Origin of the sequence: Paraglaciecola sp. MB-3u-78, from assembly GCF_002835935.1 — a bacterium.
Classification (GTDB): Bacteria; Pseudomonadota; Gammaproteobacteria; order Enterobacterales; family Alteromonadaceae; genus Paraglaciecola.
In genome coordinates this window covers 46910-59508 of sequence record NZ_PJCF01000009.1, presented here as the reverse complement: position 1 = coordinate 59508, position 12599 = coordinate 46910, and the positions used below count along the sequence as shown (strand labels likewise).

The 12599-nt window shown below is 40.3% G+C and carries 9 protein-coding genes; 4 read left to right on the top strand and 5 right to left on the bottom strand.

Annotated features, from left to right (window positions below; all coding sequences use genetic code 11):
- Positions 1-89: 89 nt before the first annotated feature.
- The gene (locus CXF95_RS21100; RefSeq protein WP_101200550.1) at positions 90-377 is read left to right on the top strand and encodes a YkgJ family cysteine cluster protein; all 288 of its coding nucleotides are present in this window, start codon (positions 90-92) and stop codon (positions 375-377) included.
- A gap of 8 nt (positions 378-385) precedes the next feature.
- On the opposite strand, the gene CXF95_RS21095 is transcribed toward CXF95_RS21100, so the two are convergent.
- Both CXF95_RS21095 and CXF95_RS21090 read right to left on the bottom strand, forming a co-directional pair.
- Complete coding sequence (locus CXF95_RS21095; RefSeq protein WP_101200549.1) at positions 386-1294, bottom strand: amidohydrolase; 909 nt, start codon at positions 1292-1294, stop codon at positions 386-388.
- Positions 1272-2042 carry an SDR family NAD(P)-dependent oxidoreductase gene (locus tag CXF95_RS21090; RefSeq protein ID WP_101200548.1) on the bottom strand — a complete coding sequence of 257 codons (771 nt, stop codon included), beginning with the start codon at positions 2040-2042 and terminating at the stop codon, positions 1272-1274. Before CXF95_RS21090 ends, CXF95_RS21095 begins: the two co-directional genes overlap by 23 nt.
- Before the next feature lie 184 nt (positions 2043-2226).
- On the opposite strand from CXF95_RS21090, the gene CXF95_RS21085 reads away from it, so the two are divergent.
- Genes CXF95_RS21085 through CXF95_RS21075 form a run of 3 tightly spaced genes read left to right on the top strand, consistent with a single transcriptional unit; the run spans position 2227 to position 8848 of the window.
- Positions 2227-3993 carry an autotransporter assembly complex family protein gene (locus tag CXF95_RS21085; protein ID WP_101200547.1) on the top strand — a complete coding sequence of 589 codons (1767 nt, stop codon included), beginning with the start codon at positions 2227-2229 and terminating at the stop codon, positions 3991-3993.
- Positions 3990-7877: a translocation/assembly module TamB domain-containing protein gene (locus CXF95_RS21080; RefSeq protein WP_101200546.1), complete on the top strand. Its 3888-nt coding sequence runs from the start codon at positions 3990-3992 to the stop codon at positions 7875-7877. The genes CXF95_RS21085 and CXF95_RS21080 overlap by 4 nt, the downstream gene beginning before the upstream one ends.
- Before the next feature lie 35 nt (positions 7878-7912).
- Entirely contained in the window at positions 7913-8848 is a 936-nt protein-coding gene (locus tag CXF95_RS21075) for an AEC family transporter (protein WP_101200545.1), read from the top strand.
- Positions 8849-8850: 2 nt separating this feature from the next.
- On the opposite strand, the gene CXF95_RS21070 is transcribed toward CXF95_RS21075, so the two are convergent.
- From CXF95_RS21070 to CXF95_RS21060, 3 genes are all read right to left on the bottom strand, one after another.
- Positions 8851-9303, bottom strand: coding sequence for a DUF2721 domain-containing protein (locus CXF95_RS21070; protein WP_101200544.1), 453 nt, complete (start codon positions 9301-9303; stop codon positions 8851-8853).
- 12 nt (positions 9304-9315) lie between these two features.
- On the bottom strand, positions 9316-10752 hold the full coding sequence (rimO, locus tag CXF95_RS21065; protein WP_101200543.1) for a 30S ribosomal protein S12 methylthiotransferase RimO: 1437 nt from the start codon (positions 10750-10752) through the stop codon (positions 9316-9318).
- 158 nt (positions 10753-10910) lie between these two features.
- Entirely contained in the window at positions 10911-12596 is a 1686-nt protein-coding gene (locus CXF95_RS21060) for an EAL domain-containing protein (protein WP_101200542.1), read from the bottom strand.
- Between the last annotated feature and the right edge of the window lie 3 nt (positions 12597-12599).

Sequence of the window (12599 nt, the reverse complement as noted above, 5' to 3'; positions counted from 1 at the left end):
AGGTTTTACTCAAAGAGAGTATTCAGTGAGCTCGAGAATGTTTATTATCTAGCGTATCCTAGCAATAATTTAATTCATGAACGTTTAGTATGATTGAAGTAAAAAATATCCCCCCCACAGAAGTGACATGTTCCAACTGCAAGGCATGTTGTTGTAGTTTGGAAGTGATGCTCATCTCAGATACGGGTGTGCCTAGTCAACATATTGATGTTGATGAACATGGGAGTGAAACTATGCTGCGCTTAGACGATGGTTGGTGTTCCGCTTTAGACCGAGATACATTAATGTGTTCTATTTATGAAAACAGACCATGGATTTGTCGAGAGTTTGAGATGGGTTCTTATGAATGTATCAATGAACGATTGGAGAAAATGTAGGTTTTTGTTCAATGTAAACGGTACCAACTTTTAGCATTACTGAAAGTGATTTTTTCAAAACATTGGGCACTTATTCCAGACAGTTCTGCGTAAGTATTCCATAAGTCAGTGTATGACATTGAGAACAAACACAAGGGGAAGTTACTGGCTAACATCACTCTTGTCTCACCCAATAATGCTAGGCAATCTTGTATCACGGTTGCGCTATGCTGAGGGTTCCAGGTACGACTCGACATTTCCCAGCCTGATAATTTTATGGCTATGTTTTCACACTTAGCGATTTTTGACAGGTTCAATTTCCACTGTTTTCGTGCATACACATTGTTTTCTGCTGGTGCCCATCCTGCATGATTGATAATGATCCGCATTGCTTTATGTTTGTTTGCCAATGCAATTAATCGCTCAACCGCTTGACTGTCTGTCAGTGACAATTGTGCATCAAAGCTAAATTCCATTTCTGCTAACAATGAAAAATGCCCTTGTATCAAAGTAGAACTAAGTATTTCTGCAGCCTGTTCATCGAGTATATGCCGGATACCTACCACTGATTTACGTTGTTTCAACAAATCGATATGTTCAGTGAAAGTTGTGGCAGTGATATCGGCAAAGGCCACAGATGTGAAGGGAAGGGAGCAATATTTTTGTAACCAGTCAATTTCTCTCCAAGGCTGCTGATTATCAAAGCCTGCTTCAATGTGTACAAATCCTGCCAGTTGATTTGGTGACTGAAGTAATATATCTGTTTCGAAAAAACTTTTATTTATCACTTGTTTATCGGGCCAAAAAGGCGGGTTATGAGGTTTTAGCCAAGCGTAATCGCCTTGTTCTAAATTGAATAAGTGTAGATGCGGATCGATGATTTTGTGGTGTGACTCAGTCATATCGATAGACGCACTATTGCGCCGTATAACCGCCATCAATCACCTGCAAACTGCCAGTGATAAATCGTGCCTCATCAGAGGCTAAAAAATAGGTTAAAGCAGCCACTTCACTAGCTTGGCCTAAACGGCCGATAGGTTGTAGCGCAGCTTCTTCAGCATGAACTTGGTCAATATTGGCCCCAGATTGTGCTACATAGCGATTGATGGCTTTGTGGTATAGCGGTGTTTCTATGGTGCCAGGGCAGATAGCGTTAGCTCTTATTTGATATTTAGCGTAATCTAAGGCAGTGGTTTTAGCCATCGATGCCAGTGCGGCTTTGCTCATGTTGTAGGCAAACGAGTTATGTTTGGCAATTAGCGCTTGGTCAGAGGCCATATATAAAATCACCCCATTTTGTTGTAATTTCATTTGTGGCAACACCGCTTTAGTCGCAGCAATAGCACCTTTTACATTTAAACCAAATACTCGTTCAAACTCATCTTCACTGGTGTCTTCGATGTTTCCAGAGAAGTGTATGCCTGCGTTTGAAACGAGGCAGTCAACTCTGCCATATTGCTTAATAATGTGTTGGATGCAGTGACTCACCTCTGAAGAGGTTGATATGTCACATTTAAGCCAGTCTACCGCCTTTGATTGTGTTGGATTGGCTTGGATATCAAGATTTATCACGCTGTAACCTTCATCGCTAAACTTTTCACAAACGGCATGACCTATGCCAAAACTACCTCCAGTGACAATACAAACTGGTTTATCTAATAAATCGGGATTTTTCGGGGAAGACATGTGAACTTAATTTAAAGTCAAAACATCATACTAGAGTAATTCAACATGACTGAGCAACCAAGTGTAAATTCTGTTTTTGTGCAATACACTGGCGCGGGGCTATTGTAGAATACCAGTCGAATTATTTTGTAACTTTAGGGCTGTTGATATTTCAAACGTTGCTCTATCTTTAAAGCGAGAAGTTTTGTTCCTTTCTATCCTCTTTTTAAGAACACCATTTTTATTATTCCTGTTGTTTTTGGCTTTGTTTGAAGTACACGGAACTGAAGTCGAGATTAAAGGGATTGAAGACGAGCGCGTGTTAAAAAATATCAGAGCGCATATCGACAGCCTAGATATGCCTAGTGCCGGTTATCAATTTAGGCAATATCAAGAAAGTTTACTGTTAAAAGTGGCAGCAGCCACTCAAGTGTTTGGTTATTACCAAGCAACCACTGTGGTTATTGCTCCAAATGTGGTGTCGAATAATTTAACCAAAAGCAAAAGTTGGAGCCTGCAGATTGAGTTAGGGCCAGTAACCCTTGTTAGGCAATTATCAATCAAAATTGAGGGGGAGGGAGCGCAGGATAAAGAAATCCACACGTTACTTAGCTCCTTCAAACTTAAACAGGGCAAACCTCTTGAACATGCAGTCTACGAAAACGCTAAAAATGAACTACGCAGTTTAGCTTTGTCACGGGGGTATTTTGATTTTGAATTTGAACAAAGTAACATCAAGGTATTTGAATCCCTAAATGTTGCCGATATTACGATCCATATTCAAAGTGGTATACGTTACAAATTCGGTGACTTGCGCTTTGGAAATGATACCCGGTCGCAAACGTTAGTAAAGAGTTTAACGCCTTTTAAAACGGGTGATTTATATCAAGCCAGTCAACTGGGTCTTCTGAATCAAAGGCTTAAACAAACTCAATACTTTCGCTATGTAATTGTTAGACCTTTAGTGGCAGAAGCCGTTGATGCAGCCGTACCGATCGAAGTTATTTTAACTCATAAGCCAAGAGATAATTTTGATGTGGGTCTCGGTGTGTCGACGGATATTGATGGCCCACGTTTCACTGGCAAATGGAAGCGTCCATGGGTCAATGAAAGTGGTCATTCAGTTGGGGGAGAAGTGTATGTTTCATCGCCTCAACAATATGTGTCGGTAGATTATAAAGTGCCTTTGGAAGATGCGATCCAAAACTATCTGAGTTATCAGGCGGGGTATCAAGCGCAAAACGATAATGATACCAGCAGTCATAAGTGGTCTGTATCCGCTACTCGACATTGGACAGTTGAGAATTCAAATTGGCAACGTTCGGCTTTTCTGAGGCTTGAGCAAGAAACCTTTATTCAAGGATTAGAGCCAGAACAAACCACTATCTTGTTGACACCAGGTTTAACTTTGAGCCGCTTACGTAGCAAGGGCGGTTTAGATATTACTTGGGGTGATAAACAAACCCTCACAACCGAATTCGCTTCAGAATCGCTGTTGTCAGATATCAATATGTTTCGAGTGACGGCTGCCTCTAAGTGGGTCAGAAGTTACGATCTACATCGCTTTTTATTGCGTGCTGAGCTTGGCGGTATTGTCACAAATGATTTTGACCAAGTACCCTCCAGTTTGCGATTTTTTACTGGTGGTGATCAAAGTATACGTGGCTTTGATTACAAAACCTTATCCCCTTTCGAACTTGACTCAGATGGCGAGCGGGAACTGACTGGTGGCCAATACCTAGCTGTAGCGAGTATTGAATATTCTTATCCCGTTGCCGAAAATTGGCGGGCAGCGGCTTTTGTGGATGCAGGTAATGCCAGTGATGATCTATTTAAAGATCCTGCTATCGGTGTTGGGTTTGGCGCCATATGGAATTCTCCAATTGGACCGGTTCGCTTGTATTTAGCCAAAGGTAAGAGTGATTTTGGTGAAACGCGTTATTTCCATATTTCCATGGGGCCTGCATTATGAGCCCTGTCTCTGCTGAACAACAACCGGTAAAAAAACAACAAAATCCTAAAAGTTTACTTAGCAAAATCGGTATAGGAATAGTCAAATTATGGCTAGTGTTATTGCTAGTTATATGCCTTTTACTAGGTATTGCACTAACGCCTTGGGGCACTAATGCCTTGATAAAAACGGCGAATAGTCTAGTAGATGAGTTAACAATCGATTATCACAGCGGCGGGCTGGGATCTGAACTGCATATGACGTCGGTGCAGTGGAAGCAGCCAACTACAGAAGTTGATATTGACAATCTGCGCCTTTCAATTCAGTTGTCTTGTGTATGGCGGTTAGCTCTGTGTATTGATTCTGTCAGTACCGATAAAATGCTGGTGCAAATAAATCTATCTGCAGAACCACCTCCTATTGCTGAACCTGCCACTGTAGCCATAACGTTACCTATCCCTGTTTCCATCCAAAATATCAGCTTAAATAAATTTTCGTTAAAGGTGAAAGATAGCACAGACATCTCTTGGCAGAAATTAACCGCTAAACTTGATTTTTATCAGCGTCTACGTGTTGAGAAGATGCAATTGGACGGGTTTAATCTAACCACTTATGCCACTCAAGAACCACAATTAGCCACTCAGGCTGAACCCTTTGATTGGACTAAATGGCAGTATCAGCCGATTACTGCACTACCCATTGTGTTACCAATTCATTTTGATGTGTTGGCATTTAATATGTCTGCGGCAAATATACAACTGGCTGAACAAGAGCTGATTAAACTCAAAAGAGTCAGCCTTAAGGCTAAAGGTAGTAAAAAGAAAGTACTACTAGATGAATTGCTTGTTGAGCATGATCTAGGGCAAGTATTGGCCAAGGGTAATGTACAGTTAAATGGTCAATTTGAGCATGCGTTTTCTGTAGACGCCCGTGCAAAGTTGGTGCAACAAGCTCCATTAAAGTTAACCATGCGCTCTTCAGGCAATATTACCTCTCTATCTACCCAAGTCGAATTAATTGAGACGGCTTTATTGGCTAAATCAAAAACCGTGACGGCTCAAACCAAGCCTTTAAAGCTAGCATTAGATTTTACTGCGCAGCCTTCAAAAGCCACCTTGCCAGTTAAAATGAGATTGGATTGGAGTCATTTTAAATGGCCTTTGTCAGAGCCTGAGATAAAATCCGAGTCGGGTGTGATTGACATTAATGGTGATTTAAATGCACTGAAAATGTCTATTAAGACCCTGTTAGCTGGGAACAATATACCAGAAACTAAGATAAACCTTAGCGCTATCGCCGCATCAACCGCGCAGAATAAAAGCTTTGAGTTGAATGAGTTTTTAATAGAAACCTTAGGTGGACAAGTATTGAGTCAGGGAAAACTGACTTTTTCTGATTATATAGAATGGCAAGGTCGCTCTACTATAAATAATATTGACCCAAGCGTTTTTTGGCCTGAACTGGCGGCAGATATCAATGGTGTAGTCTCTACCCAAGCCAATAATAACCAAGGATTTTGGCAAGCTAAGTTAAGTCAATTAGACATCAATGGTCAATGGCAAGGGTATCCATTAAGTGCCTCTGGCCTTGTTGACTATCATCAAAACAACGGTTTGCAAATACGGGCATTGAACATAAGAAATGCTGATAATAGTTTGTTATTAGACGGTGATGTGTCTAATCAACAAGCGCTTAATATTAACTTTGCACTGGATGTGGCCGATTTGTCTAATAGTCTTCCTCAACTTAGTGGCGCATTAAGTTTAGTTGGAAATCTAAAGGGCAATGTTGAACAACCTGAAGTGAGTTATGAGCTATCGGGCAGTGACTTATTGGTCTCTAATATCTTTATCGAGCAAGCTAAGGGCAAAGGAAATATTAAGTGGAACGAGCAAAAGCCAGTTGATTTAAACCTCAATCTAACGGGTATTCAAGGGGTGAATAACCAAGTCGATAGCGCCCTGATATTGTTAAGCGGAGATGCCAGTAATCACCAATTAGATTTAACCACTACTGGGCAAACCACTAGTGTGAGTCTAAGTATTCAAGGGCAGCTTAAGCAATCTTCTTGGCAAGGTAACTGGTTAGCGGGTGATATTACATCTTCTTATGCCAATTTAACTTTGCTTGACCCTTTTAAAATTGAAGCCGATTGGGGTAAGCAGCAATATATTATCGCTGCACATTGCTGGCGACATACAGAGAACGAGCTGTGTATTAAACAAGCCGAATTTAAACAAAACACTGCAATTTGGGACATCTCTCTTAAAGAATTTGATGTGCTTTCTGTAATGCGTCGTTTGATGCCGGGTATGCCTGAAATTCAAACCAATAGTCGCCTGAATATAGATATGTCAGGTGATTGGGATATAGAGCAATTACCTCACGCCAACTTAAAAGCCAGTCTCAGTGCTGGAAATTGGACCTTTAGCGAACAAAATAATCTGCAACTGGCTGTAGATGAAGTGGTAGTGACAGCTCAAATAACCCAACAAAATATCTTAGCAAATCTTAATTTGTCGGGTAGCAAATTTGGCACTTTAAGTGCCAGTCTAGAAGGGCAGTCTGGGGTATACAGCGATCCACTGACTAGACCTATAAAAGGCGAGTTACTGATTGAGCGCTTTGATTTAGCCGCATTTAAAGCACTAGCTCCACAGCTTGATGTATTACAAGGCGGTATTAATGGCCAAGCACAAATTGACGGGACTTTGGGCAGCCCTTTGTTAACCGGTGAATTAAAACTGGCTAAGGGGGCATTAAAAGATGAAGCCTTGCCAGTCGCTCTTAGCGATATTGAACAAAGTATTATCTTAAAAGGGCAAAGTGCTGATTTTGCAGGCAGTTATAAACTAGGCAAAGGTCAAGGTAAAATGAGTGGCGAGCTTATTTGGTTGCCAACTCTTAAGGGGAGTTTGCATGTAGTGGGTGACGATCTAGAATTTGATTATCAAAGTATGATCAAAGCAAAAGTCAGCCCAGATATTCAGCTTAATTTTGAGCCGAATAACTTAGAGATTAAAGGGGAGCTGACTATTCCCTATGCACGTATTAAAGTACGTGAATTGCCTAAAGGTTCAATATCGCCATCAAAAGATGTGATTTTAGTGGAAAAACAGGCTGAACAAGAGGCATCTCAACAAAGGCTTGCATTGAATGTGTTATTAAAAGTCGATCCTTTACGCAATAACGAAGTCAAATTAGATGCTTTTGGTCTAACCACCGACTTGCAGGGCCAATTACGTTTACAAAATAATAAAAGTGAAATATTTGGTAGCGGCGAAGTGCAACTGGTTAATGGCCGCTACAAGGCTTACGGGCAAAACCTGATTATTCGTGAAGGAGATATCTTATTTACTAGCTCTCTTGACCGACCATTTTTGAATATCGAAGCAGTCAGAGATCCTGACTTAACTGAAGATGGTGTGGTTGCAGGTATAAAAGTCGAGGGTGTTGCACAAAGCCCCACTATCAGTGTATTTTCTGAACCGACTATGGAACAACAACAGACCTTATCTTATATCTTAACCGGAAGAGGTTTAGGCGGTACCAGCGGCGATAGCCAAGATGTCATGTTAAGAAATGCTTTATTGTCGCTGGGCTTAGGCCAAAGTGAAAACCTGATCAGTAAAGTAGGCAATAAATTAGGCTTTGAAGATGTGAATTTAGATACATCTGGGCAGGGCGAAAGTACCCAGTTATCGTTAACTGGCACTATAGCTCCCGGTGTACAATTACGTTACGGCGTGGGGGTATTTGATTCTATTTCAGAAGTGGCAATACGTTATGAATTATTACCCAAGCTTTATTTAGAAGCGGTAAGTGGTGGTGTAAGTACAGCAATTGATATTTACTATCAATTTAGTATTGAGGGTAAGCAAAACAAACAAGTAAGAGATGATTAACATTACTTTATCACATGCTAATAGGGCAAAATTGTATGTTTGAATCATTAGTTTATGCTTTAGATGTGACTTTACCTATTAGCTTAATTATTGGCTTAGGGATTTTGTTAAAACGGTTAGGTTGGATAACAGAAGAGTTTGCAAAAACAGGCTCAGAATTAGTATTTAACTTAACGTTACCCTGTTTATTGTTTGTTAATATCGCTACCACCAATTTGACCGACCATTTTCCTACCTTGTTAATAGTGTTTGCAGGCATTGTGATGACCTGTGCATTTTTAATCTTTCATTTATTGGCTTACGGAATATCTAACAAATTGGCTAGAGGCGCTTTTGTGCAAGGGGCGTGCAGAGGCAATGTGGCTATCATAGGTTTGGCCTTGTCAGTTAATGCCTTTGGTGACTCAGCCTTAGCTATCGCTTCGATGTATTTAGCTGTCTTAGTGGTACCATTAAACATCTTTTCTATCTTGACCTTGTATTACCATCAAGAAAAAACACCGAGTGTTAAAGAGGTCACTTTCAGTGTTTTAACTAACCCGTTAGCCATTGCTATTACGCTGGCGATACTAGTGGCTTTGTTACCTATTCAAGTGCCTAAATTAGTATTAGACACTGGCAATTACTTAGCAAAAATGACCTTACCCTTGGCATTATTATGTGTAGGAGCCACCATTCGTTGGCAAGAGTTTCGCTCTTCAGGCATTTTGTATTGGGCAATAAGCAGTAAAATTGTGTTTATCCCTGTTGTGGCCACGGCATTGGGATTTTATTTTGGACTAAGAGGCGAGGAACTTGGGGTACTCTTTATGATGACCGCCGCACCCACCGCAGCTGCAGCCTATCCAATGGTCAGAAGTATTGGCGGCGATTATCATTTAACAGCCGCGATTATCGCAGGTAGTACTTTGATGTCGATTGTTACCTCAACACTAGGCTTGTTTTTGTTGCGTGAAATGCAATGGGTATAAGCTCAGTCGTCGAATATTTTCTCTTTACCCATCTGTAACGTTCTAGTGGCTAACTGCACTTCTTTTAAAAAAGTCAGTAAGGCAAATATCAATAAAACCAGTGCTATGATAAACATTGTCACTATCAATTTACTCAAATCAAACAGCAACAAATCACCCACAAACAACAACACCACAACAGCGCAGACAAATAACGCTGAGGCGGTACATAAGCCAATTGAGCGATTAATCAGTTTGATCCTGCGCCATATGTTTTTTAATTCATTTTCTGACTGTTCTAAAAACTCTGGGTTTTTAATGGTATTTACACGGCGTTCCATTATACGTGCTCTATCAACAATCCGTCCTAACCGCCCCGACATGACATTTAAAAATCCTGCTATGCCAGTCAACATAAAGACAGGTGCCACCACGATTTGGATAACTTCGGCCAGGTCGGTAACGGATGATGACATAGTTCAGTCCTTTTAGGTTAATTCAGCGGTTTCAACATCGTCTTCATCATCCACTTTTACAGCCCATAAATCGTATTCGTCGCTGTGAATGATTTGCGCCCAGATAATGTCACCTGGCTCTACATCAAATTCATCGGTTAAATGCACGTTACCATCAATTTCAGGGGCATCGGCGTAACAACGACCCACTGCGCCTTCTGGTGTGACTTCGTCAATAATCACTTGATATTCTAAGCCGATTTTAGCTTGTAATTTCGCGGTGCTAATTTCTGATTGTTTTTGCATAAAACGGTCATAACGCTCTTGCTTGATGTCTTCGCTTAGCGGATCTGGCAAGTCATTGGCTTTAGCGCCGTCTACATCTGAATATTTAAAACAACCCACACGGTCAAGTTGGGCTTCATCTAAAAAGTCTAACAACATTTGGAAGTCTTCTTCGGTTTCACCTGGGAAACCCACAATAAAGGTCGAGCGAATAATAATATTTGGGCATACATCACGCCATGCTTTGATACGCTCCATAGTGCGTTCAGCCGCCGCAGGGCGTTTCATCAGTTTTAAAATACGTGGGCTGGCATGTTGGAAAGGAATATCCAAATAAGGCAAAATTTTACCTTCTGCCATCAATGGCATAATTTTATCCACCGAAGGGTAGGGATACACATAATGTAAACGCACCCAAATACCCATTTCGCCGAGTTTTTCACAGAGTGATTTCATATCGGTTTTCACCGGCATGCCATCCCAAAAGTCGGTTTTGTTTTTTACATCTACACCATAAGCACTGGTATCTTGAGAAATCACCAATAACTCTTTAACCCCCGCATTTTTCAAACGTTGTGCTTCGTCTAAAATGCTACCAATAGGGCGACTCACTAAATCACCACGCATAGAAGGAATAATACAAAAGGTACATCTGTGATTACAGCCTTCGGATATTTTTAAATAGGCATAGTGACGGGGCGTGAGTTTGACGCCAATATCCGGTACTAAATTCAAATAGGGGTTATGTTCAGGCTGAGGTAAATGTTGGTGAACTTGATTCACTACTTCTTCATAAGCATGGGGGCCAGTAATCGCCAACACATTCGGGTGTACCTCACGTATTTCATCTTCTTTAATACCTAAACACCCCGTGACTATCACTTTGCCATTTTCGGCTAGTGCTTCGCCAATGGTATCCAATGACTCCTGCACTGCCGAATCAATAAAGCCACAAGTGTTGACAATCACTAAATCAGAATCGTTATAAGTAGGCACTACGTCGTAACCTTCAGTACGCAACTGCGTCAAAATCCGCTCTGAGTCCACTAAATTTTTAGGGCAACCCAGGCTCACAAAGCCAATTCTAGTGCCTTGGGTTTTTTGTACAGGCGAGTCGGCCTCTAATATTTTAATGGGGGTTTCTAAGGTGGTGGTTTTATTGGGGGTAAACGTTTCAACAGTCATAACGGCATCTTAAACAAACATAATTATATTTATTATACGTTAACTGATTACGCTACGTCATGGGTAATATAGATTTTTAACTCAACAACCGTTAGCTTCGCCCACAGGCCTTCAAAATTCAATGTGTCGCACTAGAAACTGAAATCCGCGAGTCATTTTCAAGTGGATCCTGTCAGTACAACAGGGTCCTGCAAAACCAACCAGTCATCCATATCCAAAGGTTTACTCAAGTAATACCCCTGAATTAAGTTGCAACCTTTGGTTATCAAATAATCAAACTGTTGTTTTGTTTCAATTCCCTCGGCCACAGTGGTGACATTTAATGCTTGAGCGATTTGTATTACGGCATTCACAATAGGCACATTTTCAACCGATGATGTGATTTCGTTAATAAAATAGCGATCTATCTTGAGTTCGTTAATAGGCAGTTCTTTTAGATAACTTAAACTGCTGTATCCAGTACCAAAATCGTCGATTGAAAACAGAAAGCCATCATTTGAAAGTTCATACATGCGTTGCTTAATTAATTCTATATCACTGATTAATGTGGTTTCTGTGATCTCTAACATCAGTTGACATGGTTCAATTTGCCATTCGTTGACGACATTAATTAAATCAGCACAAAAGTTAGTTTGTGCGAGCTGCTTTGTACTGATATTCACAGACAATCTGCAAGTATTTCCCAATGCTTTTTGCTCAGCGATTGTTTTACAGGCCTGTTTAATTACAAACTGGCCTAATTGCAAAATTAATGCGCTGTTTTCGGCGATGGGAATAAATTCATCAGGTCCTACTTGTCCAAATTTTTGCGAGCGCCAGCGTAATAATACTTCTGATGCCACAATTTGCTGTTGGGCATTAAACTGGGGCTGAAGTTGAATATAAAATTCTTGATGTTTTATGCCCCGTTTCATTTCTGATTCGATTTCCGCTTTGCGGTTAAAACTGATCAGCTCATTCTCACCCACAATTTGAGCTTTGTTCCCTCCTTTGTTTTTGATATCGCTGATCACATGTTCTAAGAGGCTTATCAATTTAGGACTGGATAAATGAACTGAATCAACTAACACCGAGGCAATGCTGACAGTTAGTGAATAATATTGTTCATTAATTGCTAACTTGTCAGCCAATGTTTGTTGAATTTTCAGCTGAAGTTGTTCAAAACTAACTGGGTTTTGTAGTGGCAATTTTAAAATGGGTGAGTGATTCAACAAAAAAAATGTATCTGCTGTATTGCGGTATAACTTAATATGCTCAGGTAAAATGGCATTAATGCGTTGCGATATCATGTTTAATACATAATCGCCAGCTGCTTTGCTAAAGGTTAAATTTATTTGACTGAAACGATCAATGTCTATCATTGAGATGTACATAGAACTATCGGTTATATTTGACTTTGAAATTAGCTTAAGGAGTTCCTTCTCAAATAATTGCCGGTTAGGTAACTGTGTTATCTGGTCATAATAAGCTAACTGGTATATCTGAGTTGCAGCGTCTTTACGCTCAGAAATATCTCTAATGATACCAATAAAAATTCGCTTACCATTTCGGGTGACTTCAGACAACGACAACTCCATGGGAAACTGGGTTTCATTACGTCTAATGGCAGGCAACTCCCTTCCTATACCAATTATTTTTGCTTTTCCGGTTTGTAGATAAGCTGATAAATATTTGTGATGCATTGTTCTGTATGGCTCAGGCATGAGCATGGATATATTTTTATTTATCAGTTCTGCGGGTTTGTATTGAAATATTTTTTCAACCGTATCGTTGGCAGATAAAATGACACCCACCTCATCAATAGTAAGAATTGCATCGTTTAAATTGTTAATAAGGCTTGCCAAATA